This is a genomic window from Stenotrophomonas daejeonensis (assembly GCF_001431505.1).
Classification (GTDB): domain Bacteria; phylum Pseudomonadota; class Gammaproteobacteria; order Xanthomonadales; family Xanthomonadaceae; genus Stenotrophomonas; species Stenotrophomonas daejeonensis.
On sequence record NZ_LDJP01000008.1, the window covers coordinates 19,408 to 45,994 of the forward strand.

The 26,587-nt window shown below is 68.3% G+C and carries 26 protein-coding genes; 18 read left to right on the forward strand and 8 right to left on the reverse strand.

What is annotated here, in order from left to right:
- The gene (gene typA / locus ABB34_RS01355; protein ID WP_057639437.1) at positions 1 to 1,830 is read right to left on the reverse strand and encodes a translational GTPase TypA; all 1,830 of its coding nucleotides are present in this window, start codon (positions 1,828 to 1,830) and stop codon (positions 1 to 3) included.
- A gap of 203 nt (positions 1,831 to 2,033) precedes the next feature.
- Between typA and ABB34_RS01360 the strand changes: the two genes are divergently transcribed.
- The 3 genes from ABB34_RS01360 to ABB34_RS01370 all read left to right on the forward strand — a co-directional run bounded on the left by ABB34_RS01360 (position 2,034) and on the right by ABB34_RS01370 (position 4,349).
- On the forward strand, positions 2,034 to 2,528 hold the full coding sequence (locus ABB34_RS01360) for a peptidylprolyl isomerase (RefSeq protein ID WP_057639438.1): 495 nt from the start codon (positions 2,034 to 2,036) through the stop codon (positions 2,526 to 2,528).
- A 99-nt stretch (positions 2,529 to 2,627) separates the two neighbouring features.
- Entirely contained in the window at positions 2,628 to 3,611 is a 984-nt protein-coding gene (locus ABB34_RS01365) for a malate dehydrogenase (RefSeq protein ID WP_057639439.1), read from the forward strand.
- Between the two features lie 117 nt (positions 3,612 to 3,728).
- The gene (locus tag ABB34_RS01370) at positions 3,729 to 4,349 is read left to right on the forward strand and encodes an RluA family pseudouridine synthase (protein ID WP_057639440.1); all 621 of its coding nucleotides are present in this window, start codon (positions 3,729 to 3,731) and stop codon (positions 4,347 to 4,349) included.
- Between the two features lie 99 nt (positions 4,350 to 4,448).
- Here ABB34_RS01370 and ABB34_RS01375 read toward each other — a convergent pair whose 3' ends face one another.
- The 3 genes from ABB34_RS01375 to ABB34_RS01385 form a co-directional block, all read right to left on the reverse strand.
- Positions 4,449 to 5,060 carry a glutathione S-transferase N-terminal domain-containing protein gene (locus ABB34_RS01375; RefSeq protein ID WP_057639441.1) on the reverse strand — a complete coding sequence of 204 codons (612 nt, stop codon included), beginning with the start codon at positions 5,058 to 5,060 and terminating at the stop codon, positions 4,449 to 4,451.
- An 83-nt stretch (positions 5,061 to 5,143) separates the two neighbouring features.
- Positions 5,144 to 5,602 (reverse strand): cell wall hydrolase, encoded by a 459-nt coding sequence (locus ABB34_RS01380; RefSeq protein WP_057639442.1) that lies wholly within the window; start codon positions 5,600 to 5,602, stop codon positions 5,144 to 5,146.
- 290 nt (positions 5,603 to 5,892) lie between these two features.
- Positions 5,893 to 7,923: an NADPH-dependent 2,4-dienoyl-CoA reductase gene (locus ABB34_RS01385; RefSeq protein ID WP_057639443.1), complete on the reverse strand. Its 2,031-nt coding sequence runs from the start codon at positions 7,921 to 7,923 to the stop codon at positions 5,893 to 5,895.
- A 297-nt stretch (positions 7,924 to 8,220) separates the two neighbouring features.
- On the opposite strand from ABB34_RS01385, the gene ABB34_RS01390 reads away from it, so the two are divergent.
- A complete protein-coding gene (locus ABB34_RS01390; protein WP_211258137.1) occupies positions 8,221 to 10,116 on the forward strand; it encodes an LTA synthase family protein in 1,896 nt (631 codons plus the stop codon).
- Here ABB34_RS01390 and yczE read toward each other — a convergent pair whose 3' ends face one another.
- Both yczE and ABB34_RS01400 read right to left on the reverse strand, forming a co-directional pair.
- On the reverse strand, positions 10,117 to 10,755 hold the full coding sequence (gene yczE, locus ABB34_RS01395) for a membrane protein YczE (protein ID WP_425478912.1): 639 nt from the start codon (positions 10,753 to 10,755) through the stop codon (positions 10,117 to 10,119).
- An 81-nt stretch (positions 10,756 to 10,836) separates the two neighbouring features.
- Positions 10,837 to 11,862 carry a zinc-binding alcohol dehydrogenase family protein gene (locus tag ABB34_RS01400; RefSeq protein ID WP_057639446.1) on the reverse strand — a complete coding sequence of 342 codons (1,026 nt, stop codon included), beginning with the start codon at positions 11,860 to 11,862 and terminating at the stop codon, positions 10,837 to 10,839.
- 328 nt (positions 11,863 to 12,190) lie between these two features.
- On the opposite strand from ABB34_RS01400, the gene ABB34_RS01405 reads away from it, so the two are divergent.
- The 4 genes from ABB34_RS01405 to ABB34_RS15445 all read left to right on the forward strand — a co-directional run bounded on the left by ABB34_RS01405 (position 12,191) and on the right by ABB34_RS15445 (position 15,183).
- Entirely contained in the window at positions 12,191 to 13,300 is a 1,110-nt protein-coding gene (locus ABB34_RS01405) for an OmpA family protein (RefSeq protein WP_057639447.1), read from the forward strand.
- Positions 13,301 to 13,480: 180 nt separating this feature from the next.
- Positions 13,481 to 13,954: a hypothetical protein gene (locus tag ABB34_RS01410; RefSeq protein ID WP_057639448.1), complete on the forward strand. Its 474-nt coding sequence runs from the start codon at positions 13,481 to 13,483 to the stop codon at positions 13,952 to 13,954.
- Positions 13,955 to 13,969: 15 nt separating this feature from the next.
- Positions 13,970 to 14,779 carry a pseudouridine synthase gene (locus ABB34_RS01415; protein WP_057639449.1) on the forward strand — a complete coding sequence of 270 codons (810 nt, stop codon included), beginning with the start codon at positions 13,970 to 13,972 and terminating at the stop codon, positions 14,777 to 14,779.
- Between the two features lie 104 nt (positions 14,780 to 14,883).
- The gene (locus ABB34_RS15445) at positions 14,884 to 15,183 is read left to right on the forward strand and encodes a hypothetical protein (RefSeq protein ID WP_057639450.1); all 300 of its coding nucleotides are present in this window, start codon (positions 14,884 to 14,886) and stop codon (positions 15,181 to 15,183) included.
- 78 nt (positions 15,184 to 15,261) lie between these two features.
- Here the strand turns inward: ABB34_RS15445 and kbl are convergent, their stop codons facing one another.
- On the reverse strand, positions 15,262 to 16,473 hold the full coding sequence (kbl, locus tag ABB34_RS01425; protein WP_057639451.1) for a glycine C-acetyltransferase: 1,212 nt from the start codon (positions 16,471 to 16,473) through the stop codon (positions 15,262 to 15,264).
- Between the two features lie 163 nt (positions 16,474 to 16,636).
- Here kbl and ABB34_RS01430 point away from each other — a divergent pair, with 163 nt between their 5' ends.
- The 6 genes from ABB34_RS01430 (at position 16,637) to ABB34_RS01455 (ending at position 22,929) form a co-directional block, all read left to right on the forward strand.
- Positions 16,637 to 18,070, forward strand: a complete 1,434-nt coding sequence (locus tag ABB34_RS01430; RefSeq protein WP_245625379.1) for an OprO/OprP family phosphate-selective porin — start codon at positions 16,637 to 16,639, stop codon at positions 18,068 to 18,070.
- 12 nt (positions 18,071 to 18,082) lie between these two features.
- Positions 18,083 to 19,108 carry a sulfate ABC transporter substrate-binding protein gene (locus tag ABB34_RS01435; protein WP_057639453.1) on the forward strand — a complete coding sequence of 342 codons (1,026 nt, stop codon included), beginning with the start codon at positions 18,083 to 18,085 and terminating at the stop codon, positions 19,106 to 19,108.
- Between the two features lie 75 nt (positions 19,109 to 19,183).
- On the forward strand, positions 19,184 to 19,987 hold the full coding sequence (cysT, locus tag ABB34_RS01440; protein ID WP_152979468.1) for a sulfate ABC transporter permease subunit CysT: 804 nt from the start codon (positions 19,184 to 19,186) through the stop codon (positions 19,985 to 19,987).
- Positions 19,984 to 20,943: a sulfate ABC transporter permease subunit CysW gene (gene cysW / locus ABB34_RS01445; RefSeq protein WP_057639455.1), complete on the forward strand. Its 960-nt coding sequence runs from the start codon at positions 19,984 to 19,986 to the stop codon at positions 20,941 to 20,943. The genes cysT and cysW overlap by 4 nt, the downstream gene beginning before the upstream one ends.
- 10 nt (positions 20,944 to 20,953) lie before the next feature.
- The gene (locus ABB34_RS01450) at positions 20,954 to 21,991 is read left to right on the forward strand and encodes a sulfate/molybdate ABC transporter ATP-binding protein (RefSeq protein WP_057639471.1); all 1,038 of its coding nucleotides are present in this window, start codon (positions 20,954 to 20,956) and stop codon (positions 21,989 to 21,991) included.
- 239 nt (positions 21,992 to 22,230) lie between these two features.
- Complete coding sequence (locus ABB34_RS01455; RefSeq protein WP_057639456.1) at positions 22,231 to 22,929, forward strand: TorF family putative porin; 699 nt, start codon at positions 22,231 to 22,233, stop codon at positions 22,927 to 22,929.
- 87 nt (positions 22,930 to 23,016) lie between these two features.
- Here the strand turns inward: ABB34_RS01455 and tdh are convergent, their stop codons facing one another.
- Positions 23,017 to 24,039 (reverse strand): L-threonine 3-dehydrogenase, encoded by a 1,023-nt coding sequence (gene tdh / locus ABB34_RS01460; RefSeq protein WP_152979469.1) that lies wholly within the window; start codon positions 24,037 to 24,039, stop codon positions 23,017 to 23,019.
- Between the two features lie 164 nt (positions 24,040 to 24,203).
- On the opposite strand from tdh, the gene ABB34_RS01465 reads away from it, so the two are divergent.
- The 4 genes from ABB34_RS01465 to ABB34_RS01480 all read left to right on the forward strand — a co-directional run bounded on the left by ABB34_RS01465 (position 24,204) and on the right by ABB34_RS01480 (position 26,513).
- Positions 24,204 to 24,584 (forward strand): response regulator, encoded by a 381-nt coding sequence (locus ABB34_RS01465; RefSeq protein ID WP_057639458.1) that lies wholly within the window; start codon positions 24,204 to 24,206, stop codon positions 24,582 to 24,584.
- Positions 24,585 to 24,587: 3 nt separating this feature from the next.
- Complete coding sequence (locus ABB34_RS01470; RefSeq protein WP_057639459.1) at positions 24,588 to 25,205, forward strand: chemotaxis protein CheC; 618 nt, start codon at positions 24,588 to 24,590, stop codon at positions 25,203 to 25,205.
- The gene (locus tag ABB34_RS01475; RefSeq protein WP_057639460.1) at positions 25,202 to 26,161 is read left to right on the forward strand and encodes a sensor domain-containing diguanylate cyclase; all 960 of its coding nucleotides are present in this window, start codon (positions 25,202 to 25,204) and stop codon (positions 26,159 to 26,161) included. The genes ABB34_RS01470 and ABB34_RS01475 overlap by 4 nt, the downstream gene beginning before the upstream one ends.
- Before the next feature lie 73 nt (positions 26,162 to 26,234).
- On the forward strand, positions 26,235 to 26,513 hold the full coding sequence (locus ABB34_RS01480; RefSeq protein WP_057639461.1) for a hypothetical protein: 279 nt from the start codon (positions 26,235 to 26,237) through the stop codon (positions 26,511 to 26,513).
- Positions 26,514 to 26,587: the final 74 nt, after the last annotated feature.

A 26,587-nucleotide genomic window follows, 5' to 3' on the forward strand; every position in this document is an offset into this window, starting at 1 on the left:
TCAGCCGGCGCGCGAGGCGCGCTTGCGATCGTTCTCGGTCAGGTGCTTCTTGCGCAGGCGGATCTCCTTCGGGGTGATCTCCACCAGCTCGTCGTCGTCGATGAAGTCCAGCGCCTGCTCCAGCGAGAACTTGATGGCCGGGGTCAGCTGGATCGCGTCATCCTTGCCCGAAGCGCGCATGTTGGTCAGCGGCTTGGTCTTGATGGCGTTGACGGTCAGGTCGTTGTCCTTGGAGTGGATGCCGATCAGCTGGCCTTCGTACACGTTGTCGCCTTCGGCGGCGAACAGCTTGCCGCGTTCCTGCAGCGGGCCCAGCGAGTAGGCCGGGGTGGTGCCCGGGGCGTTGGCGATCATCACGCCGTTCAGGCGCTTGGCGATGGCGCCCTGTTCCTTCGGGCCGTAATGGTCGAACACGTGGAACAGCAGGCCCGAACCCTGGGTCAGGGTCTTGAACTCGTTCTGGAAGCCGATCAGGCCGCGCGCCGGGATCTCGAAGTCCAGGCGCACGCGGCCCTTGCCGTCCGGCTCCATGTTCTTGAGTTGGGCCTTGCGGGTACCGAGCTTCTCCATCACGCCGCCCTGGTGCTGCTCCTCGACGTCCACCACCAGCTGCTCGATCGGCTCCATCAGCTGGCCGTCGATCTCCTTGATGATGACTTCCGGGCGCGACACGGCCAGCTCGTAGCCTTCGCGGCGCATGGTCTCGATCAGCACCGACAGGTGCAGTTCGCCGCGGCCGGAGACCAGGAACTTGTCGGCGTCCTCCAACTGCTCGACCTTCAGCGCGACGTTGTGCACGGTCTCGCGCTCCAGCCGCTCCTTGAGCTGGCGGCTGGTCAGGAACTTGCCGCCGGACAGGTCCTTGTTGCCGGCGAACGGCGAGTTGTTGACCTGGAAGGTCATCGAGATGGTCGGCTCGTCCACGGTCAGCGCCGGCAGCGCCTCCGGGTTGTCCAGCGCGCACACGGTGTCGGAGATGGTCAGCTCCTGGATGCCGGAGATGGCGACGATGTCGCCGGCCTGCGCCTCCTCGACCTCGATCCGCTCCAGGCCCATGAAGCCCAGCACCTGCAGCACCTTGCCCTGGCGCTTCTTGCCCTCGCGGTCGATCACGACCACCGGCTGGTTCTTCTTCACCTTGCCGCGCTGGATGCGGCCGATGCCGATCACGCCGACGAAGTTGTTGTAGTCCAGCTGGCTGATGCGCATCTGGAACGGGCCTTCGGTTTCGACCTGCGGCGCCGGCACGTACTTCATGATCGCTTCGTACAGCGGGGTCATGTCGCCGTCGCGCACGGTGTCTTCAAGGCCGGCGTAGCCGTTCAGGCCGGAGGCGTAGACGATCGGGAAGTCCAGCTGCTCGTTGGTGGCGCCGAGCTTGTCGAACAGGTCGAACACCTGGTCGATCACCCAGTCCGGGCGCGCGCCGGGGCGGTCGACCTTGTTGACCACCACGATCGGCTTGAAGCCCATCGCGAAGGCCTTCTGGGTGACGAAGCGGGTCTGCGGCATCGGGCCGTCCATCGCGTCGACCAGGATCAGTACCGAGTCGACCATCGACAGCACGCGCTCCACCTCGCCGCCGAAGTCGGCGTGCCCGGGGGTGTCGACGATGTTGATGCGGTTGCCGTTCCACTTGATGGCGGTGTTCTTGGCCAGGATGGTGATGCCGCGTTCCTTTTCCTGGTCGTTGCTGTCCATCACGCGCTCGGCCAGCACCGTGCGCTCGGACAGGGTGCCAGACTGCTTCAGCAACTGGTCGACGAGGGTGGTCTTGCCGTGGTCGACGTGGGCGACGATGGCGATGTTGCGAAGGTTTTCGATGGACATGCGAAAGACGGCCAGCAGGTGCCGTGGATTGGGAAAAGAAGTCCAACATTATACGGGCAGGCGGGCCCTGCGCGAAAAGTACCCGTGGCGGGATGTGGAGGCGCCCATTCAGCAAGCGCCGGACACGGTGGCCGGCGCTGGCGGATTCGGGCCGGGTGTATCCTATGCGGCTGGCAAAGCCGTCTTTCCCCACAAGGTATCCCATGTCCCTGATCGCCAACTTCGACACCTCCCGCGGCCTGATCAAGGTCGAGCTGTTCGCCGACAAGGCGCCGCTGACCGTGGCCAACTTCGTCAACCTGGCCAAGCGCGGGTTCTACGACGGCCTGAGCTTCCACCGCGTGATCGCCGACTTCATGATCCAGGGCGGCTGCCCGGAAGGCTCCGGCCGCGGCGGCCCGGGCTACCGCTTCGAGGACGAGACCAACAACGGCGTGCGCCACGAGCGCGGCGTGCTGTCGATGGCCAATGCCGGCCCCAACACCAACGGCAGCCAGTTCTTCATCACCCACATCAAGACCGACTGGCTGGACGGCAAGCACACCGTGTTCGGCAAGGTGACCGAAGGCCTGGACGTGGTTGACGCCATCAAGCAGGGCGACGCCATCAACACGGTCACCATCGAAGGCGATGCCGACGCCGTGCTGGCCGCCAAGGCCGAGCGCGTGGCCGAGTGGAACAAGATCCTCGCCGCCTGATTCTCCACGGCCACCTGCACAGGTGGCCGTTTTTGCTTCAAGCCCCGCCGCAAGGCGCGGGCCGCCCCCACGATTCGTTTCTTGACAGAGGAAACCCCCATGAAAGCACCCGTACGAGTTGCCGTGACCGGCGCAGCCGGCCAGATCGGCTACGCCCTGCTGTTCCGCATCGCTTCCGGTGAAATGCTGGGCAAGGACCAGCCGGTCGTCCTGCAACTGCTGGAACTGGACAATGAGAAGGCCCAGGCCGCGCTGCAGGGCGTGGTGATGGAGCTGGAAGACTGCGCGTTCCCGCTGCTGGCCGGCGTGGTGACCACCGCCGACCCGCTGGTCGCGTTCAAGGACGTCGACGTCGCCCTGCTGGTCGGCGCGCGCCCGCGCGGCCCGGGCATGGAGCGCAAGGACCTGCTGCTGGAGAACGCCAAGATCTTCACCGTGCAGGGCAAGGCGCTGAACGCCGTGGCCAAGCGCGACGTCAAGGTGCTGGTGGTCGGCAACCCGGCCAACACCAATGCCTACATCGCGATGAAGTCGGCACCGGACCTGAAGCCGGAGAACTTCACCGCGATGCTGCGCCTGGACCACAACCGCGCGCTGAGCCAGCTCGCCGCCAAGACCGGCAAGGCCGTGGACAGCTTCGAGAAGTTCACCGTGTGGGGCAATCACAGCCCGACCATGTACCCGGACTACCGCTTCGCCACCACCGGCGGCACCAAGGTGGCCGAGCTGATCGACGACCAGGAATGGAACGCCAGCACCTTCATCCCGACCGTCGGCAAGCGCGGCGCGGCGATCATCGCCGCCCGTGGCCTGTCCTCGGCCGCCTCGGCCGCCAATGCCGCCATCGACCACGTGCATGACTGGGTGCTGGGCACCGGCGGCAAGTGGGTGACGATGGGCGTGCCGTCCGACGGCTCCTACGGCATTCCGGAAGGCGTGGTGTTCGGCTTCCCGGTGACCACCGAGAACGGCACCTACAGCATCGTCAAGGACCTGCCGATCGACGACTTCTCGAAGAAGTACATCGACATCACCCTGGCCGAGCTGGAAGAAGAGCGCGCCGGCGTGGCAGACCTGCTGTAAACGATGGCGCCATGACGTGACGGACGGGGAAGCTTCGGCTTCCCCGTCTTTTTGTGGGCTTTCATGGCGTAGGAGCGCACCAAGGTACGCTCCTACAAGGATTCCGTGCTCCAACTGATGAACGACATCCTCCTGTACCACATCGACGAGGCGCTACTGGTAGCCGAAAAACCGGCCGGCCTGCTGTCGGTGCCGGGGCGTGCCGAGGGAAACCGCGATTGCGTGGTGACGCGCTTGCAGGCGCATTACCCGGATGTACTCACAGTGCATCGGCTGGACCAGGTCACCTCGGGGCTGCTGCTGCATGCACGGGGCAAGGCGATGCAGGTGGCGTTGTCGGCGCAGTTCGAGCGGCGGCAGGTCGGCAAGCGTTACGAAGCGTTGGTGCAGGGACTGGTCGAAGAAGAGGTTGGCGAGATCGCGCTGCCCTTGATCTGCGACTGGCCGAACCGGCCGAAACAGAAGGTGGATTTCGAACTGGGCAAGCTGGCGTTGACTCGCTGGCGGGTCATGGCACGCGATGCCGATACGCGGTGCACGCGGCTGGAACTGGAGCCGGTGACCGGCCGCAGCCACCAGCTGCGCCTGCATCTGGCCAGCATTGGTCATCCCATCGTCGGGGATGTGCTCTACGGGGCCGTACCCGCGGCACGGGTATGCCTGCATGCGCGAGCGCTGGCGTTCGCGCATCCGCGCAGCGGGCAGGCGATGGCATTCGAGTCGCCTGTGCCGTTCTGAAACTTGACGCAGGTGCGGGGCTTGCCCCGCACGCTTTCCGGAAGGAATCCTCTGAATAAGAAGGCCCCTGCGGGGCAAGCCCCGCAGCTATGGGGACCGTCAGGCCAGTCCTTCGGCCTTCAGTGCGGCCTGCACGCCGGCATCGGCTTCCATCCGCGCCTTGAACGCGGCCAGGTGGTCCAACCCCGACAGGTCCACGCCCACCGCGCCGGCCCAGCGCAGGGTGATGTAGAGGTAGGGATCGGCGAAACTGCGGAAGCCGGCCAGCCAGTCCCTGCCGGCCAGTTGCCGCTCGGCCTGCTCGTAGAGGCCGCGCAGGCGGGTGCGCGCGGTGGCTTTCAGGGCATCGTGCTGGGAAGCATCGGCGAGGAACTTGGCCGGGGAGAACAGCGGCACGAAGGCCGGGTGCAGGTCGGAGTTGACGAAGCAAAGCCAGCGGGTCGCCTCCGCGCGCTGGCGTGGGCTGCCGTCGCCGGCCAGCCGCGCCTGCGGGAAGCTGTCGGCGATGTAGCCCATGATCGCCGCGTTCTGGGTCAGCACGAAATCGCCGTCCACCAGCGCCGGCACCGCGCCGGTCGGGTTGATCTTCAGGAATTCCGGCGCCTTCATGCGTTCGGCGGTCAGCAGTTCGACCTCGAACGGCTGGCCGGTCCATTGCAGGGCGATGTGGTCGGCGGTGGAGCAGGCACCGGGCTTGCTGTACAGCTTCATGGGGACTCCGGGAGTGGATGGGAAACCCACGCACTATCCCAGAGCCGGTTGCCGCCGCACAGCGGCATGGCGGCAACGGACCGTTACGACTGCCGCGGCTTGAGCGATTGCACCTTGTAGAAGGTGTGCCCGCCGATGGTCGCCACCTGGTAGGCATTGCGCCAGCTCGGGCTGGCGATGGCATGGGCGGCGAAGTGGCTGGCGCCGGGCACGATCTCCTGGCGCTCGCCGGCCGGCAGCGCCCAGTTGCGCTCGGCGGCGAAGGCCACGCCCACCGCTTCGGCCCAGGCGTCGTTGTTGCGCAGGCGGAAGCCGGGGGCGACGAGGGTGGGCGCGAACTGCTTGCGCGCGGTCACCACCTCGCACATCGAGTCGCCCCACAGGCCGCTGTCGAGGCGGCGCAGCGCGACTTCGGCCACGGCCTGCTGGCCGCGCAGGGTCTGGTCGCGGGCTTCCAGGTAAACGGTGGTGCTCAGGCACAGCGAGTCGGCGGCCGGCTGCGGCAACAGTTGCGACAGCCAGAGTATCCAGGCCAGTTTCATTGGGTCTCCTTGCTCCGTATGGGCAGCAGCGCCTGCTCTGGTAACGAAACCTGGAGCCTGGCAACCGCAGCTTGGCGTCATGGGGAGGCGGCCGTGGCATCGGGGCCGCCCCGTGGGCGGCCTCCAATGTCGTTCGGAGGGGGCCGCGCCGTGCTCACCTGAACTGGGGGGTGAGCGGAAAGTGCGCGCAAGGTAGGGGGGGAATCCAAAACCGGTCCTGAATGCGGTTTCTTGACATTCAGGTTTGTTGCTGGGATGGAATTGAGGGCGTCGTCACATTCTTCGTGGCTTCAGAGCTCCGCGGCGAGGCGGCTGCCCTGGTCGATGGCGCGCTTGGCGTCCAGTTCGGCGGCCACGTCGGCGCCGCCGATGACGTGCACGCTGCGGCCGGCCGCGCGCAGCGCGTCGGCAAGTTCGCGGCGCGGCTCCTGCCCGGCGCAGACCACCACGGTGCCGACATCAAGCAGCTGCTCGCTGCCGTCCACGCGGATGCGCAGGCCGGCGTCGTCCACGCCGAGGTACTCCACGCCGCCCAGCATCTTCACGCCCTTGGCCTTGAGCGTGGCGCGGTGGATCCAGCCGGTGGTCTTGCCCAGCCGTGCGCCGGGCTTGCCGGGGCTGCGCTGCAGCAGCCAGACGTGGCGTGCCGGGTGTTCAGGCCGGGGCCTGGCGAGCGAGCCGCGCGCCTCGAAGTCCGGGTCCACGCCCCATTCGGCCATCCAGCGGGCCGGGTCCAGCGACGGCGATTCGCCTTCGTGGACGAGGAACTCGCCGACGTCGAAGCCGATGCCGCCGGCGCCGATGACCGCCACCTTGTCGGCGGCCCGGACCCGGCCCAGCAGCACGTCGAGGTAGCTGACCACCATCGGGTGGTTGGCGCCGGGGAAATCCACGGTGCGCGGGACGATGCCGGTAGCCACCACCACCTCGTCGAAGCCGGTCAGGGTTTCCGTGCCGGCGACCGTGCCCAGTCGCAGTTCCACGCCGGTTTCGACCAGCTTGTGGCGGAAGTAGCGCAGCGTCTCGTGGAACTCCTCCTTGCCGGGGATGCGCTTGGCGACGTTGAACTGGCCGCCGATCTCGCCGGCGGCGTCGAACAGGGTCACGCGGTGGCCACGCTCGGCCGCCACCGTGGCGCAGGCCAGCCCGGCCGGGCCGGCGCCGACCACGGCGATGCGCTTGGGCGCGGAGGTCGGGCGATAGACCAGTTCGGTTTCGTGCGCCGCGCGCGGGTTGACCAGGCAACTGGCGCGCTTGTTCTGGAATACGTGGTCCAGGCAGGCCTGGTTGCAGGCGATGCAGGTATTGATGGCGTCGGCCTTGCCGGCGCGCGCCTTGTTCGGCCACTGCGGGTCGGCCAGCAGCGGTCGCGCCAGCGACACCATGTCCGCGCCACCGGCGGCGAGGATGGCTTCGGCCACCTCCGGCATGTTGATGCGGTTGGTGGCGATCAGCGGGAGGCCCACGTGCGGCTTGAGCTTGGCGGTGACGCCGGCGAACGCCGCGCGCGGCACCGAGGTGGCGATGGTCGGCACGCGCGCCTCGTGCCAGCCGATGCCGGAGTTGATGATCGTCGCGCCGGCCGCCTCGATGGCCTTGGCCTGCTGCACGATCTCCTGCCAGTTGCTGCCGTCTTCCACCAGATCCAGCAGCGACAGCCGGTAGATGATGATGAAGTCCGGCCCGCAGGTCTCGCGGATGCGGCGCACGATCTCCACCGCGAAGCGCATGCGCCTGGCCGCGTCGCCGCCCCAGGCGTCGGTGCGCTGGTTGGTGCGCGGGGCGATGAACTCGTTGATCAGGTAGCCTTCCGAACCCATCACCTCGACGCCGTCGTAACCGGCCTCGCGCGCCAGCCGCGCCGCGCGGGCGTAATCGGCGATGTGCCGCTCGACGCCGCGCGCGCTGAGGGCGCGCGGCGTGAACGGGTTGATCGGCGCCTTCAGCTTCGACGGCGCCACCTGCAGCGGGTGGTAGCCGTAGCGGCCGGCGTGCAGCAGCTGCATGCAGATCTTCGCCGCGTGCCCGTGCACGGCGGCGGTCACCTGCCGGTGCCGGCGCACTTCCCACGGCCACGACAGCTTGCTGCCGAACGGCGCCAGCCAGCCGACCACATTGGGGGCGAAGCCGCCGGTCACCAGCAGCGCCGCGCCACCTTCGGCACGCTCGGCGAAATAGGCGGCCAGCTTGGGGAAATCGCGGGCATGGTCTTCCAGCCCGGTATGCATCGAGCCCATCAGCACGCGGTTGCGCAACCGCGTGAAGCCCAGGTCCAGCGGGGCGAACAGGTGGGGATAGGCGATGTCGGTGGCTGGCGTCATGATGGATACGCTTGCGTATGGATTGCCGCCATTCTGCGGTGCAACCTGCCGATTTCTCAATCCCCGGGTATTGGATGGCCAGGGTGCGGGCTGGAATTACAATGCGCGCCCGCATCGCCGGTTCGCTCCACCGCCAAGGGCTGCCTGTTCCGAATGAATACGAAATCATTGCTGCCCGAGGACCAACGGGTATTGCCGAGGTTGTGGCTGTTGGTCGCGGGCATTGCCGTGCTGGGGGGCATGGCCAGGCTGTGCATGTGGGGCGCCCATGCCGGTGCCGGGCGGGGAATGGAGTTGTTGCTGCCGGTTTTGCTGCAGGGGCTACGCTATGACCTGGTGGCGGGAGCGGTGGCCGCCCTGCTGCTCGGGTTGCTGGTGATGCCGCTGTGGCTGCGGCGCCGACACGCCCGGGCGGCGTGGCTGGCGCAGTGGCTGGCGGTGGGGGTGTTGCTGTTGTTCCTGTTGCTGTCCGCCTGCGAATACTTCTACTACGGTTTCTACAAGACGCGCTTCGACCCGGTCATGTTCGGCCTGTTCGAGGACGATACCGGTGCGGTCCTCGTGACCATCTGGCAGGACTATCCAGTGCTGCGCGGCGTGCTGGGCCTGGTGCTGGCGGCGGCATTGCTGGGTTGGGCCGTGCCGCGCGCCGGCCGCTGGTTGAGCGCGCGCTGGCCTGCAGGTTCCGGTACCGGCACCCGCATCGTGCTGGTGGTCGTGCAATGCCTGCTGCTGTTGCTGCTGGCGCGTGGCAGCGTGGGCACGTTCCCGCTGGTGCGGCGCGACGTGACGTTCTCGCCCGATCCCTTCGTCAACGCCTCGGTGCTGAATGCGCCGCTGACGCTGTACCGCGCGCTCCGGATACGGGCGCGGGAAACCCGTGTCGGCGACGATCCGCTGGTCGGGCTGCACCGGCTGGGTTTCGCCACGCTGGACGAGGCGGCCGTTGTCGCCGGCCTGCCGTCCGCCGAACCCGGACCGGTGCGCGCGGCGCTGTTCCCGGTGGCGCCGGGGCAGCCGCGTCCGCTGGCGCAGTCGCCGCATGTGGTGCTGGGGCTGCTGGAGTCGTTCGGCCAGGACCTGTTGCACGCCGACACGCCCGGCAACGACATGCTGGGGCGCCTGCGCGGGGAACTGGCCCACGGCTACCGGTTCGACAATTTCATCGCCGGCCAGAACGGCACCCACCAGGAACTGGAAAACCTGCTGCTCGGCACGCCGATCACGCCGCTTACCGGCGGGCGCAATGCGCGGATGACGTTCGATACCTCGGCGGCACTGCCGTTCAGGCGGGCCGGCTACCGCACCGCCTTCGTCTATGGCGGAGGCAGCGACTGGCGCCAGATCGGCACCGCGTTGAGCCACCAGGGCTTCGACCATGTCTACGATGCGCGCGACATCCGCACGCGCTTCCCCGAGGCGCATGGCACCGACTGGGGCATCTATGACGCCTACCTGTTCCGCTTCGCCGGGGAACTGCTGGCACAGGCCGATGCCCGTGGCGAACGCCTGTTCCTGGTGCTGTTGACCACGACCAACCACCCGCCGTTCGAACTGGACACGCCGCATCGCACGTTGCCGCTGGACCCGGCCGCCCTGGGCCCGCGCGCAACGGACGACCGCGACGAGCTGCGCAGGATCCTGGCGACGTACCAGTACCAGGCCGACGAGTTCGGCGCCTTCCTGCAGGTGCTGCGACAGGGGGAACTGGGGGAGCGCACCCTCGTTGCGGCCGCCGGCGACCACAACCTGCGCACCCACTATCGTTACGACCTGCCGGCGGAGCAGCCGGACGTGGACCGCGTGTTCGCCTACCTGCGGGTGCCGCCTGCATTCGCGCCGCCCGGGCCGGGGCCCGACGTGCATGCGTTCGCCGGTCACGGCGACCTGGTTCCGACGCTGGTGTCGCTGGCCCTGCCGGGAGAGCGTTATTTCGCCACCGGACGCAATCTATGGCAGGCGCCGGCCGATGGCGGACAGGCGCTGTCCCAGTTCAAGCATCTCTACCTGCGGGAGGGCATGCTGACCCCGTTGGAGGCCCCGCAACTGCATGGTTGGCAGGATGCACGCCGCGTGCAGGCGCAGGGGCACGTGCCGGATGCGGCTGCCCTTGTGCAGGCCCGGCGCATTGCCGCCAATGTCGCGTTGCGCGACTGGTACATCCGCGGGCAGGTGCTGGCGCAGCGGCGTTAGTCACTTGGGCGCCTGATCCGGCAGGGATGCCGTGGCTGCCGGCGGGTGGCGTCTGTCCCGGTCGAACAGCGGCAGGGTGATGCCGCACAGCGGGCCGATCAGCAGGGCGAAGGCCAACGTGCCCGGCCCCACGTTTCCGCCCAGCCACCAGCCCACCGCCAGGGCGCTGGCTTCGATGAGGGTGCGCACCTTCCAGATCGCCCGGCCGGTACGCGCATGCAGCCCGGTCATCAGTCCGTCACGCGGGCCCGGCCCCAGGTGCGCGCCTATGTAGAGCCCGGTGGCGACGGCCAGCAGCACCAGTCCGGCGGCGAACAGCAGCAACTGCATGGGCAGGCCCTGCGGCGCCGGTATGAGGTTCAACCCGCACTGGGCGCTGGGGCCGACCAACAGGGCGTTGAGCACGGTGCCCAGCCCCGGCCGTTGCCGCAGCGGCCACCACATCGACAGCACCGCGATGCTCACCAGATTGCTGGCCAGGCCGAAGGACCAGCCACTGCGCTGCGCGATGCCTTGCGCCAGCACGTCCCACGGCGCGATGCCGATGCCCGCGCGGATCATCAACGACGAGGCGATACCGAACAGGAACAGGCCGGGAAGCAGTTGCAGCAGGCGCGGGGCGAGGGCGGTGCGGGACATCGGCATGAAGGCGGGGGAGAGGATGGACCAAGGGAAAATGCCGGGAGAGTGAATCCTGCTTCCTTCATTCCTGCCGGTCTTTCAACCCCAGCCTTCCAGCGCCAGCTTGCCGATGCTGCGGCCCGACTCCAGCAGCCGGTGCGCCTCGCGCAGGTTGGCGGCGCCGATCGGCCCCAGCCGCCGGTTCAGCGGGCTGCGCAGTTCGCCGGCATCGATCAGGCTGGCCGCGCGGGTCAGGATGCGGTGCTGCTCGATCATGTCTTCGGTGCGGAAGCGGGCGCGGGCGAACATGAATTCCCAGTGGATGCCGATGCACTTGGCCTTGTATGGATCGCCGATGCGCAGCTCGCCGCGTGGTTCGACGACCAGCCCCACGTGACCCTGCGGGGCCAGCAGTTCCCCCAGTTGCTGCCAGTACGCGTCGGTATCGGCCAGGTTCAGCGCCGCATCCACCTCGACGATGCCCAGCGCCCGCAATTGTGGGGCCAGCGGCTGATGGTGGTCGACCACGTGCGTGGCGCCCATTTGCCGGCACCACGCCGCGGTTTCCTCGCGCGAAGCGGTCGCCACCACGGTGAAGCCGGCATGGCGGCCGAGCTGGATGGCCATCGAGCCGACCCCGCCGGCACCGCCGACGACCAACAGGACCTGCCCGGCATGGCGGCGCCCGTCCAGTTGGCAGGGCATGCGCTGGAACAGCAGCTCCCATGCGGTGAGCGTGGTCAACGGCAGTGCGGCGGCCTCGGCGAAATCCAGCGTGGCCGGCTTGCGCCCGGCCAGCCGCTCGTCCACCAGTTGCAGCTGCGCATTGCAGCCGGGGCGGGTGACGTCGCCGGCGTAGTAGACCGCGTCGCCGACCTCGAACGCCGTCACCTCCGGGCCGACGGCCAGCACCGTGCCGGCGGCATCGAAGCCGAGCACCCGCGGCGGATTCTCCTCGCCGGTGCCGGCGCGGCGCAGCTTGGTGTCCACCGGGTTCACCGACACCGCCTGCACGCCGATCAGCAGGTCCCGGCCATGTGGACCGGCGGGTTCGGGGAGGTCGAAGTCCTGCAGTGAATGCGGGTCGTCGATGGGCAGGTAGCGGGTCAGGGCGACGGCTTTCATGTGGGAAGATCCGTTGCTGGAAGGGCAGAGGCATCATACGCAGCGCGGTTGATGGCGTGGCCGGTGAGGGGAGGGCCAACGATGGCGGAGCGGCGTGAATGCGATGCCGATGAGCAGGTATGCCCGCCAAGCCGCATGAGCGTTCGTTCGTGGTCGGGAAGACGGCAATCTGCCATTTGTTATATCGCCGTTAACACGGTCTTCACGGTCCCGCGCATAATGTGCACCGCGTTGGCGTGCGGATACGGCCGTTTCTGAACGCGACGAACGAAATCGCTGGACCATGCCTTAACCCGGTTTCATTCCCCCGAAACAAGGAGTTGTATTCATGAACAAGAAGATTCTCACCGCCGCGCTGCTGGGTGGCCTGGCATTCGCCCAGGCTGCGTCGGCCCAGGAATTCGATGACCGCTGGTACCTGACCGGTTCGGCTGGCTTCAACCTTCAGGACAGCGATCGCACTACCAATGACGCTCCGTTCGCTACTTTGGGCCTGGGCAAGTTCATCAGCCCGAATTGGTCGCTGGATGGCGAACTGAATTACCAGAACCCGAATTTCGAGAGCAACCAGAATCTGAACTGGTCGCAGTACGGCGTGTCGCTGGACCTGCGTCGCCACTTCATCCAGGACGGTCGTGGCTGGAACCCGTACCTGCTGTTCGGCCTGGGCTACCAGAAGGCCGAGGAAGAGTACGTCATCAATGCGCCGAACTCGCCGGCGCAGCGTGAGGACGGCAACCTGGCCGCCAAGGTCGGTGTCGGCCTGCAGACCACCTTCGACAAGCGCGTCGCCGTGCGCGCCGAACTGGCCTACCGCGCCGATTTCGACGACCAGAGCGTGAACCCGCGTCTGGCCGGCAACGACAACGACTGGTTCGGTGACGTGCTGGCCTCGGTCGGCGTCGTGATCCCGCTGGGCCCGGCCCCGGTGGCCGCCGCTCCGGAACCGGCTCCGGCTCCGGTTGCGCCGAGCTGCGCCGACCTGGACGACGACGGCGACGGCGTCAACAACTGCGACGACAAGTGCCCGACCTCGGAAGCCGGCCAGATCATCGGTCCGGACGGTTGCCCGGTGCCGGTGTCGATCGACCTGAAGGGCGTCAACTTCGACTTCGACAAGGCCACCCTGCGTCCGGACGCCGTGTCGGTCCTGAGCGAAGCGGCCGAGATCCTGAAGCGTTATCCGGAGCTGCGCGTTGAAGTCGCCGGTCATACCGACTCGAAGGGTAGCGACGCCTACAACCAGAAGCTGTCCGAGCGTCGCGCCACCGCCGTGTACGACTACCTGACCGGCAACGGCGTCGCTGCTTCGCGCCTGATCGGCCCGGTGGGTTACGGCGAGAGCCGTCCGATTGCCCCGAATACCAACGAAGATGGTTCGGACAATCCGGAAGGCCGCGCCAAGAACCGCCGCACCGAGCTGAACGTCCAGAACTGATCCGGACGCTTCGATTGATACCAGACAAGGCCCGGCATTGCCGGGCCTTGTCTTTTTCGTGACGGCGGCCCGGAATGCGCGGGACCTCCGGCACGCCGCGCGCGGTCGCGTGCATGCCGCGGTTGATTGCGCATCGGCAGCTGCCTACACTCGCCGCGTTCTTCTTCCGATGGAAATCCGATGCTGCGTATCGCATTGGCCGGTGCCCTCGCGCTGGCTCTCGTCCCCGTTGCCCACGCAGCCGTCGATTGCTCGGCCAGTGCCGCGGTCCCGGCACCGCTGCCGGCCACGGTGGTGGCCCCGGTAGCCGCCGAGCTGCACGTGCGCCAGGGCCAGCTGGGCATGCCCGCGGGCGTGCTGACCTCGAACCTGGGCGAGCAGTCGCTGGACCTGGTGCTGATGCGCCTGCGCGTGGAAAGCTGCAACAACGTCGCCAATGCGGTGCCGGCAGGCGCTGCGGTCAACCCCAACGATCCGGCCGCCTACAAGCCGCAGACCGAATTCGACAATACGCCGTGGCGCTTCGACATGAGCCAGAACGGCAAGCGCATGACCGCCGAGGAGTTCGATGCCTGGATGAAGGCGCGCGGCGTGCGCGTGGTCAAGGCGCGCGAAACCCCCGCCGAGGCGCAGCCGGCTCCCGAGGCCAAGTAACCGGCGCAAGGCCGCATGGCTTCCCGCCGGACCCCTTCAACGCACGCCCGTCCTGGTCACCAGGGCGGGCGTCGCGTTTCCGCGCCGGCGCCGGCCGGGGGGGCGCGGCATGGCTTGGCGCGGGTGCTGTCCAAGGCCGGGCTGTGCTCGCGCAGCGAGGCGGCGCGGCGCGTGCAGGAAGGGCGGGTGAGCGTGGACGGGCGCGTGGTCCGCGATCCGGAGTTCCCGGTGGTGCCGTCGCGCCAGCAGGTACGGGTGGATGGCGTGCCGCTGGCACCGGCGCGGCGCTGGTACGTGGCCCTGAACAAGCCGCGCGGGCTGGTCACCACGGTGCGCGACGAGCAGGGGCGCGACACCGTGTATCGCTGCTTCGACGGCGGCGGCCTGCCGTGGTTGGCGCCGGCCGGGCGGCTGGACAAGGCCAGCGAAGGCTTGCTGCTTTTCAGCAACGATCCCGAATGGGCGGCGCGGCTGACCGACCCGGCCACCGGGCCGCTGAAGACCTATCGGGTGCAGGTCGATGGCCTGCCCGATGCGGCGCAGCTGGTGCGGATGCGCGAGGGCGTCGACGATGCCGGCGAGCACCTGGCCGCGCATGCGGTACAGGTGCTGCGCCACGGCCAGCGCACCGCCTGGCTGGAGGTGGTGCTGGCCGAGGGCCGCAACCGCCATATCCGGCGCCTGTTGCAGGTGCTGGGGTTCGAAGTGCTGCGGCTGGTACGGGTGGCGATCGGGCCGGTGCAACTGGGGACGCTGGAGAAGGGGCAGTGGCGCGAACTGGAAGCGGAAGAACTGCAGGCATTGCAGTGCCCATTCAGTGAATGAATGCGACTGGATCTGCATTTATTCAATGAATTCAGTGAAATAGCTTGAATACTTCGTGTGTCTGATTAGGCTGGGTCCTCCGGTTTGAACGAAGGTGCTGTGCCATGCAGGTAGTGATTCGCGTATCGGGAACGTCGCTGTGGCTGGCGGCGGTGGCGGGGCTGGCCGGGTGCGCCTCGACCGGCCCGCAGGCGACGGCGCCCAAGCCGGTCACGGTGACGGTGGAAGCCGCTTCCGTGGCGCAGAAGGATGCGCTGGGCAACTACCGTTTCCTGATGCAGCAGGACGGCGCCAACATGAGCGCCGACCAGTTCGATGCCTGGATGAAGGCCAACGGCATCCGCGTGGCGCAGGGTGCGCCAGCGGCCCCGGCGGCCGTGGACGGGAAGAAGCGCAAGCGCTGACCGTCCCGGGTATGGCGCCATGCCTGCCATTGGCCGGCATGGCGCGAGGGTGCCCGGCTGCCGGCCGGGCACGTCCCGTTACTTGATGACGCCCAGTTCCCTGCCGATGCGGGTGAAGGCATCGATGGCGCGGTCCAGGTGCCCGCGGCTGTGCGCGGCACTCATCTGGGTGCGGATGCGCGCCTGTCCCTTCGGCACCACCGGGAAGAAGAAGCCGATCGCGTAGATGCCTTCTTCGAGCAGGCGCTGCGCGAACTTCTGCGCGAGCGGGGCGTCGTACAGCATCACCGGGCTGATCGGGTGCACGCCCGGCTTCACGTCGAAACCGGCGGCGGTCATCTTCTCGCGGAAGTAAGCAGTGTTCTCGGCCAGCTTCTCGCGCAGGTCGCCGGCGGCGTCCAGCATCTCGAACGCCTTGATGCCGGCGGCCACCACGTGCGGCGGCAGCGAGTTTGAGAACAGGTAGGGGCGCGAGCGCTGGCGCAGCAGCTCGACGACCTCGGCGCTGGCGCAGGTGAAGCCGCCCAGCGCGCCGCCCATCGCCTTGCCGAGGGTGCCGGTGATGATGTCGATGCGGTCCAGCACGCCCTTGACCTCGGCCGAGCCGCGGCCGGTGGCGCCGAGGAAGCCGGTGGCATGGCATTCGTCGATGTGCACCAACGCGCCGTACTTCGAAGCCAGCGCGGTGATCTCGTCCAGCGGGGCGATGAAGCCGTCCATCGAGAACACGCCGTCGGTGGTGATGAGTTTGGTCTTGCAGCCGGCGGCGTCGGCGGCCTGCAACTGCGCTTCGAGGTCGGCCATGTCGCAGTTGGCGTAGCGGAAGCGCTTGGCCTTGCATAGGCGCACGCCGTCGATGATCGAGGCGTGGTTCAGCACGTCGGAGATGATCGCGTCGTTCTCGCCCAGCAATGGCTCGAACAGGCCGCCGTTGGCGTCGAAGCAGGCGGCGTAGAGGATGGTGTCGTCCTTGCCGAAGAAGCGCGCGATCTGTGCTTCCAACTGCTTGTGCAAATCCTGCGTGCCGCAGATGAAGCGCACCGAGGCCATGCCGAAGCCGTGGCTGTCCAGCGCGTCCTTGGCGGCCTGGATCAGCGCCGGGTGGTCGGCTAGCCCGAGGTAGTTGTTGGCGCAGAAGTTCAGCACCGTGCGGCCGTCGTCCAGAGTGATCTCGGCGGACTGCGGGCTGGTGATGATGCGTTCGGACTTGAACAGCCCCTGCGCGCGGATGGCGTCCAGTTCCTCGGCGTAGTGCCGGGTGAGCGGGGAAGTGTGCGCGATGGAAGTCATGGCGGCGTCTTGCGGCGGAAAGAAGACGCTGATTCTAGCCGCCGGCCGCCCGTGCCGCCGGAGTCATGGGGAATGGCTATAAGCGCAGCGGGCGAAGTCATTTCTCCGCCCGCGTGTGCGCCCGCAGCATCGGCAACCTGTCCAATCCCACAGGAATCTCCCGATGACCGCGCCCCTTCCCCCGTCCGCCAAGTCGACCAGGATGCTGCTGCTGTCCAGCCTGGCCGGGCTGGCATGTGGGGCATGGGGGCCGGTACAGGCGCAATCGCTGACGCTGGAACAGTTGCAGCAGCGGCTGGAACGGCTGGAACGCCATGCCGGCGTGGCCGCTGCCGACGATGATGATGCAGATACCGGGTTGGCCGCGCTGGACCAGCGCCTGCGCATCCTCGAACGGCGCCTGGAACTGCAGGAAGAAGAGCGCGCAGCCACGGCGAAGGCCGCGCCGAAGATCGCCATCGACCAGAAGGGCGCCGCGTTCAAGTCCGGCGACGGCGCCTACGAGCTGAAACTGCGCGGCCTGCTGCAGGGCGATGCGCGGGTGTTCCTCGGCAGCGACGCCAACCAGAACGACAGCTTCCTGCTGCGCACCGCGCGGCCGACGCTGGAAGGCAGCCTCGGCAAGCGGGTGGCTTACCGCTTCACCCCGGAGCTGGCCGGCGACAGCGCCAGCGTCGTCGATGCGTATGCCGACCTGCGCTTCGACCCCGCCTGGACGTTGCGGGTAGGCAGGTTCACCTCGCCGGTGGGGCTGGAGCGCCTGCAGTCCTCCTCGGCGCTGGCCGACGTGGAACGCGCGCTGGCCAGCGAACTGGCACCCAACCGCGACCTCGGCGTGCAGTTGCAGGGCGACGTGGCCGGGGGCAGGTTCAGCTATGCGCTGGGCGTGTTCAACGGCGCGGTCGATGGCCGCGATGCCGTCACCAGCAACCCGGACGACGACTTCGAACTGGCCGGGCGCGTGTTCTTCGAGCCGCTCAAGGGCCGCGACAGCGCCTGGGCGGGGCTGGGCTTCGGCCTCGGTGCCAGCAGCGGCGACAAGCACGGCGCCGGCAACAACTTCCTGCCGCGCTACCGCACCCCGGGGCAGGCCACGTTCTTCGGCTACCGCGGCACGGTGCTGGCCGACGGCAGCCACCGCCGCTGGTCGCCGCAGGGCTGGTTCTACCGCGACGGCTTCGGCCTGCAGGGCGAATACATCGTCTCGCGGCAGGAAGTAGCCAGCGCCGGCCAGCGCGCCGCGCTGGAGCACCGCGCCTGGCAGGCCACTGCCAGCTGGGTGCTCAGCGGCGAGGACGCCAGTTACCGCGGGGTGACGCCGGCGCGGCCGTTCGGCGTCAACGGCGGCCGCGGCGCACTGGAACTGACCGCCCGCTACGGCGAGCTGGAGATCGACGCTGCCGCCTTCCCGTTCTATGCCGACCCGGCCACCTCGGCCGCGCGCGCCCGCGCCTGGGTGCTGGGCGCCAACTGGTACCTGACCGCCAACCTGAAGCTGGTGACCAACTACACGCACACCCGTTTCGATGCAGCCGGCGGCGCCAGCGCGTTGCCCGACGAAAAAGCCGTTTTCTCGCGCCTGCAAGTGTCCTTCTGACGGAGAGCCCCCATGACGACTTCCTCCCTTGTCCGCCGCGCCGGCATTGCCACGCTGGCCTTGCTGCTGGCCCTGGGGGCCGGCAGTGCCTTCGCCCGCGACGTGCAGCTGCTCAACGTTTCCTACGACCCCACCCGCGAGCTGTACCGCGACTTCAACGCCGCCTTCGCCAAGCACTGGAAGCAGACCACCGGCGATACGGTCACCGTCGAAACCTCGCACGGCGGCTCGGGCAAGCAGGCGCGCGCGGTGATCGACGGCATCGAAGCCGACGTGGTGACCCTGGCGCTGGCCTACGACGTGGATGCGATCGCCGGAAAGGCCAGGCTGCTGCCGGCGGACTGGGAAAGCCGCCTGCCCGACAACAGCGCGCCCTACACCTCGACGATCGTGTTCCTGGTGCGCAAGGGCAACCCCAAGGGCATCCGCGACTGGCCGGACCTGCTGCGCGACGGCGTGTCGGTCATCACCCCCAACCCCAAGACCTCCGGCGGCGCGCGCTGGAACTACCTGGCCGCCTGGGCCTACGCCGACCACATCTTCAAGGGCGACCGCGAACGCATCCTCAACTACATGCGCGCGCTGTTCCGCAACGTGCCGGTGCTGGACACCGGCGCGCGCGGCGCCACCACCACCTTCGTCCAGCGGGGCATCGGCGACGTGCTGCTGGCGTGGGAGAACGAGGCCTTCCTCGCCCAGCAGGAAATGGGGCCGGACAAGTTCGAGATCGTGGTGCCGCGCATGTCGATCCTGGCCGAGCCGTCGGTGGCGCTGGTCGATCGCAACGTCGACCGCCACGGCACCCGCGAGGTGGCGCAGGCCTACCTGCACTACCTATATTCGGCGGAGGGCCAGCGCATCGCCGCGCGCCACTACTACCGTCCGCGCCATCCCGAACTGGCCGCCCCGGCCGACGTGGCGCGCTTCCCGCAGGTGCGGCTGGTCACCATCCGCGATGCCTTCGGTTCGTGGGAAAAGGCGCAAGCCGAGCATTTCGCCGATGGCGGCGTGTTCGACCAGATCCAGGCGAGCAAATAAGTGACCCATCCGGTTTCTCCCGCTCCGGCGTCCCCGCTGGCCGCGCCGAAGGGCCGGCGGCGCGCGCGCCGGGTCATTCCCGGTTTCGGCCTCGGCATGGGCATCACCCTGTTCTGGCTGGGCCTGATCGTGCTGGTGCCGCTGGCCGGGCTGTTCCTCAAGGCCGCCGGGCTGGGCGTCGGCGGCATCTGGCAGATATGGAGCGAGCCGCGGGTGCTGGCGGCGTTGCGCCTGAGCTTCCTCACCGCGCTGGCGGCGGCGGCGTTCAACACGGTGATGGGCACGTGGGTGGCGTGGGTGTTCGTGCGCTACCGCTTCCCCGGCCGGCGCCTGTTCGACGCGATGATCGACCTGCCGTTCGCGCTGCCCACGGCGGTGGCGGGCATCGCGTTGACCGCGTTGTACGGCGGGCAGGGCTGGATAGGCCGTTGGCTGGAGCCGCTGGGCGTCAAGGTCGCCTATGCACCGGCCGGCATCGTCGTGGCGCTGGTGTTCGTCGGCCTGCCGTTCGTGGTGCGCATCGTGCAGCCGGTGCTGGCCGAGAGCGAGCGCGAGCTGGAGGAAGCGGCCGGCACGCTCGGCGCCAACCGCCTGCAGACCGTGGCGCGGGTGGTGCTGCCGGCGCTGTGGCCAGCCCTGCTGACCGGTTTTGCGCTGGCGTTTGCGCGCGGCGTGGGCGAATACGGCTCGGTGATCTTCATCGCCGGCAACCTGCCGTTCGCCACCGAGATCGCACCGCTGCTGATTACCATCCGCCTGGATGAATTCGACTACGCCGGGGCCACCGCGATCGCCACGGCGATGCTGCTGCTGTCCTTCGTCGTGTTGCTGTTGGTCAACAGCCTGCAAGCGCGGCTGCAACGCAGGGGCGCGCGATGAACGAAATGGTGTCGGAGCTGCCGATGGGAATTGCCGCATCCACCGGCCGCCGCGGCGCGGCGCAAGCGGCCAGCGTGACCACCGAGCCGCGCTGGGTGCAGGTGCTGCTGATCCTCGGCGCGCTGGGCTTCCTGCTGTCCTTCCTGCTGCTGCCGCTGCTGCTGGTGTTCGGCGAGGCACTGCGTGGCGGCGTGCAGGCGTTCTGGGCCGCGATCACCGATGCCGACGCGCTGGCGGCGGTGAAACTGACCCTGCTGGTCACCGCGATCGTCGTACCGCTGAACCTGCTGTTCGGCATTGCCGCGGCGTGGGTGGTCAGCAAGCACAAGTTCCCCGGCAAGCGCTGGCTGGTGACGCTGATCGACCTGCCGTTCTCGGTGTCGCCGGTGGTGGCCGGGCTGGTGTTCATCCTGCTGTTCGGCCGCGATGGCTGGCTGTGGCCGCTGATCGAGGACGGCCTGCACCTGCACCTGCCGGTGCTGGGCGAGGTGCTGCTGCAACTGCCGCGCATCGTGTTCGCCATCCCCGGCATCGTGCTGGCCACCGCCTTCGTCACCTTTCCCTTCATCGCCCGCGAACTGATGCCGCTGATGGAGCAGCAGGGCAACGACGAGGAACTGGCCGCGCTGACCCTGGGCGCGAACGCGTGGCAGATGTTCTGGAAAGTCACGTTGCCGAACATCCGCTGGGGCCTGCTGTACGGCGTGCTGTTGTGCAGCGCGCGGGCGATGGGCGAATTCGGCGCGGTGTCGGTGGTGTCCGGGCACATCCGCGGGCGTACCAACACGTTGCCGCTGCATGTGGAAATTCTCTACAACGAACCGTCCGCGCATACGTGGAGCGCCGCGTTCGCCTGCGCCTCGCTGCTGGCCGGCACTGCGCTGCTGACGCTGGTGACAAAGACCTTCCTTGAATGGCGCCACGGCGAATCGCTGGCTGCCGCGCACCGCCACTGAGATGACGACGATGGACATCCGCATACGACAACTGGGCAAGCGTTTCGGCGATTTCGCCGCGCTCGACGGCGTCAGCCTCGACATCCGCAGCGGCGAGCTGCTGGCGCTGCTGGGGCCGTCCGGCTCGGGCAAGACCACCCTGTTGCGCGCCATCGCCGGGCTGGAGCAGCCCGAGCAGGGCCGCGTCCTGTTCGACGGCGAGGACGCCACCGGGCTGAGCGTGCAGGCGCGCCGCGCCGGCTTCGTGTTCCAGCACTACGCGCTGTTCAAGCACATGGACGTCCGCCGCAACATCGCCTTCGGCCTCGAAGTGCGGCGCGGCGGCGAGCGCTGGCCGAAGGCGCGCATCGCCGCCCGGGTCGAGGAACTGCTGGCGCTGGTGCAGCTGGACGGGCTGGGCGGGCGCTACCCGACGCAGCTGTCCGGTGGCCAGCGCCAGCGCGTGGCGCTGGCGCGCGCGCTGGCCATCGAACCGCGCGTGCTGCTGCTGGACGAACCGTTCGGCGCGCTCGACGCGCAGGTGCGCCGCGACCTGCGGCGCTGGCTGCGCGAACTGCACGACCGCACCGGGCTGACCACGGTGTTCGTCACCCACGACCAGGAGGAAGCGCTGGAACTGGCCGACCGCGTGGCCATCCTCAACCGCGGTCGCATCGAGCAGGTCGGCACCCCGGCCGAGGTCTACGACCGCCCGGCCTCGCCGTTCGTGTACGGCTTCGTCGGCGAGGCCAACCGGCTGCCGGCGCGGGTGCGCGGCGACGGGCTGGAGGTGGCCGGCGCGCAATGGCCGCTGCCGGCGACCCTGCCGGCGGCGGGCGAACTGGAGGTCTACGTGCGGCCGGAGGACATGCGCGCCGACGCCGCCGGCGACTGGGCCGGCACCGTGCTGTCGGTGCAGCGCAGCGGCGCCCGTACCCGGCTGCGCGCGCGCCTGCATGAGGCCGCCGTGGACGTGGAGGTCGAACTGCCGCCGGACGCCCCGGCCTATGCCGCCGGCCAGCCCATCGCGCTGGCGGCGCGCCGCCACGGGGTGTTCCCGGCCACGTAGCGCGTGCCGGCACAGCCCCCGTGGATGCGGGGCTCGCCCGGCATGGGGCCTTGCCGACGAAACCCCATGCCGGGCAAGCCCGGTACCTGCGGGGGCAGGGCATTCTGCGGACTTGCGGGATTGCGCTTCCCCGCAATCGGGCGAAGAGCCGAATTTCCTCTGGCGCTGCCTGGTCATTGTGGTTAAGAATTCGTGAACCCGCGCCCTCGCCGCACGGGTCCCCCCACAGGAGAACCGCAATGACCCACAGCAAACGCCTTGCCGCCGTTGCCTGCGCCGCCCTGCTTTCCGTCCCGTTCATGGCTTCCGCCGACGATGCGGCCGAATCGCCCATCAGCTGGGAAGTCGGCGCGGTATCGGACTACCTGTTCCGCGCGGCCTCGCAGACCGACGAGAAGCCCACCGTGCAGGCGGGCCTGACCTGGACCTCGCCGGTCGGCCTGTACGTCGGCACCTGGGGCTCGGGCGTGGATTTCGGCCCCGGCGACCCCGACGTGGAAGTGGACTTCTTCGTCGGCTACGGCTTCGACGTCAGCGAGCAGGTCAACTTCGACGTGCTGCTCAACCGCTATACCTACCCCGGCGCGAGCGAGCTGGCCTACAACGAGCTGGTCACCACCACCACCATCGCCGACACCTGGAAGGTCAACGTCAGCTACAGCAACGACGTGTGGAACAGCGGCACCGATGGCTGGTACTACGGCATCGGTGGCGAGTGGGGCCTGCCCAACGAATTCAGCCTGAGCGCCAACGTCGGCCGCAGTACCTTCGAGAATGGCGTCGCCGAGGATTACACCGACTGGGGCGTGGGCGTGAGCCGCGGCTTCGGCATCGCCAACGTGTCGCTGGGCTACTACGGCGCCGACGGCAACGGCCGCGACAACTTCGGCAAGCTGGCCGACAACCGCGTGGTGCTGGCGGTGAAGATCGCGCGCTGAGCGCGGGCAACGCCGTTGCAATGAAAAAGGCGCCGCAAGGCGCCTTTTTCATGTGCGGGAACGCGCCTTGGCGCGATTCCGCGGAGCTCAATTCCAGCTCAACACCACCTTGCCGGCCTTGCCCTGTTCCATCAGGTCGAAGCCCTCCTGGAAGCGATCCACCGGCAGCTGGTGGGTCAGCACCTTGCCCAGCGGGAAGCCGCCCAGGACGAGCTGCGTCATCTTGTACCAGGTCTCGTACATCTTGCGGCCGTAGATGCCCTGCACGGTCAGGCCCTTGAAGATGATCTTGTCCCAGTCGCAGCCGGCGCCCTTGGGCATGATGCCGAGCATCGCGATCTTGCCGCCGTGGTACATGCAGTCGAGCATGTCGTTGAACGCGCGCGGGTTGCCGCTCATCTCCAGGCCCACGTCGAAGCCTTCCATGTGCAGGTCGGCCATCACGTCCTTCAGCGACTGGTTGGCGACGTTGACCACGCGGGTCGCGCCCATGTCGGCGGCGAGCTTCAGGCGGAAGTCGTTGACGTCGGTGACCACCACGTTGCGCGCACCGATGTGCTTGCAGATGCCCGCGGCAATGATGCCGATCGGGCCGGCGCCGGTGATCAGCACGTCCTCGCCGATCACGTCGAACTCCAGCGCGCAGTGCGCGGCGTTGCCGTAGGGGTCGAAGAACGCGGCCAGCTCGCTCGGGATCTGGTCGGGGATCGGCCACAGGTTGGACGCCGGCATCACCATGTACTCGGCGAACGCGCCGTTGACGTTGACGCCGATGCCCACCGTGTTCGGGCACAGGTGCGGGCGGCCGCCGCGGCAGTTGCGGCAATGGCCGCAGACGATGTGGCCCTCGGCCGAGACGCGCTGGCCGACCTCGTAGCCGGTGACGGCCGAGCCGAGCTGGGCGATACGGCCGACGAACTCATGGCCGATGGTCAGGCCCGGCTTGATCGTGCGCTGGCTCCACTCGTCCCACAGGTAGATGTGCAGGTCGGTGCCGCAGATGGCGGTCTTCTCCAGCTTGACCAGCACCTCGTTGGGGCCGGGCACCGGCACCGGCACCTCTTCCATCCAGATGCCCTTGGCCGCCTCGCGCTTCACCAGCGCGCGCATCGTGTTCTGTGTCATTGCCGGAAAACCACGGTGGGAAAGAGCGCCGATTATATGCTTTCAGCCGCAACGGTCCGGTGGCCGGGCCGTTGCGGCGGGCGGTGCGCAGCGCAAGGGCATTGCGCGTAAAATTGTGCGGCACATCACGGTGCGGGGAGACAGCACACATGGCCATCCAGGCGGATTCGGGCAAGACGGTATTGGTCGTCGACGACAGCAAGGTGTCGCGCATGGTGATCAAGGCGCACATCCTGGAGGTCCACCCGCAGTGGCAGGTGGTCGAGGCCGGCACCGGCGAGGAGGCCGTCGCGCTGGTCGCCAGGGCGGTGCCCGACTACTGCACCGTGGACGTCAACATGCCCGGCATGCCCGGCACCGATGCGGCGGCGCTGATCCTGCAGGCGCACCCGCAGGTGCGCATCGCCATCTTCTCGGCGAACATCCAGGAAGCGGTGCAGACGCGCGCGCAGCAGTTGGGCGCGGTGTTCGTGGCCAAGCCGGTGACCGAGAAGTCGATCGCGCAGGCCCTCCAGCATTTCGCGGGGTAGGCCATGAGCGTCCTGACCGACATCGAAACCGACGCGCTCACCGAGATCTTCAACGTCGGTGCCGGGCGCGCCGCGCTGAGCCTGTCCGAGATCGTGGGCGACGAGGTGCGCCTGTCGGTGCCGTCGCTGGAGGTGCTGCGCACGCGCGAGATCGACGAGCGGGTGCTGCCGCTGGCCAATGCGCGCTTCGCCGCCGTCAGCCAGATATTCGACGGCCCGTTCGACGCCGAGGCGGTGCTGCTGTTCGCCGAGGCCCATGCGCTGGAAATCGTGCGCGACATGATGGGTTCGCAGATCAGCCTGGAGGACCTGGCCGAGTTCGAGCAGGAGGCCATGTGCGAGCTGGGCAACATCATCCTCAACGCCTGCCTGTCGGCGATGGCCGACATGCTGGGCATCACCCTGAACAGCTCGCTGCCCGAGTACGCGGTGTCCTCGCCGGAGGAAATCTCCGCGCGCCTGGCCTCCGGCGAGAACGACGACACCTACGTGCTGGTCCTGCACATCGACCTGCTGATCGAGAAGCACCACGCCTCCGGCCACCTGATCTTCCTGCTCAGCTCGACCTCGCTCAACCGGCTGGTGGCGCACATCCAACGCTATCTGAACGCCATTTCATGAGCAGTTTCGTTCCGGGCCGCATCACCGCCGATGCCGTGCTCGACAACCTCAACCTGGGGTTGGTCGTGCTGGACAAGGACTTCAACATCCTGCTGTGGAACGGCTGGATGGAGCGGCATGGCGGGATCGACGCCGGGCGCGCGCTCAACGCCAATTTCGTCACGCTGTTCCAGCAGCAGCTGGCCCCCGGCTTCCTGCGGGCGCTGTCCAACACCATCAGTTACGGCCTGCCGGCGATGCTGTCCAGCGCCCTGCACCGCTCGCCGCTGCCGCTGTACCACGCCAATGCCGGCAACGACGGCGGGGCGCCGGCGCGCATGGTGCAGTCGGTGGTGATGACGCCGATCACGGCGGTCGACGGCAGCCGCGCCTGCCTGATCCAGGTCAGCGACGCCAGCCATTCGATCCGGCGCGAGAAGATGCTGATGTCGCACTCCGAGGCGCTGAAGCGCCAGGTGGTGACCGACGGCCTGACCGGCGTGTACAACCGCCGCTTCTTCGACGAGAGCTTCGCGCTGGTGCTGCAGCGGGCGCGGCGCAATGGCGAGGCGCTGTCGCTGTTCATGATCGACATCGACTATTTCAAGCAATACAACGACCACTACGGGCACACGGCGGGCGACCGCGTGCTGAAGCGCGTGGCCGCCGCGCTCAAGGCGCAGCAGCGCTCGTCGGCCGACGTCTTCGCCCGCTATGGCGGCGAGGAGTTCGTCATGCTGGTCAACGGCATCGATGCCGCCGGGGCGCAGGGAATCGCCGAGCGCCTGCGCGAAAGCGTGCATGCGCTGGAAGAGCCGCATGAAAAGTCGCCGGTGGCCCGCCGCGTGACCATCAGCATCGGGGTATGCACCGCCGTACCGCAGGAAGAAGCCGACGGGCGATGCCTGATGGACGCCGCCGACGCGGCGCTGTACCGCGCCAAGCAGGGCGGGCGCGACAGGGTGGTGGCGGGTTGAGCCGCGATGACCGGGGATTGATGGGCCCCTGAAATCCTTTGCCGCATGAGGATTTTTTTGCAGTACCGGCAATATGCGGGAAAATCCTTTCGATAGTGAGGATTTCGGTGATCTCCTGATCGAGGCCGGGCAGGCGCTGGGCCTGAAACCGCGGACGGCGGCGGACAGGCTCGCCATGATGCAGGCCTCGATCTTCGAGGTGGCCGGGCAGTTGCTGGGCGAAGTGGAGGCGGAGAACGCCGAGCTGGGCAGGAGGTTGCCCATCGGCCCGCAACTGGAAGGCGAGATGCGTTGCCTGCGCGCGATCACGCACACCGTCATCAGGGAAATGGTCGCGCGGCTGGCGCCGTGATGGCCGGGTCGTCCCGGGCAGGCTGCCCGCTTGGGCGGGCTTTCCGCTTGCCCGTTTGCCCAGATGCAAGCGGC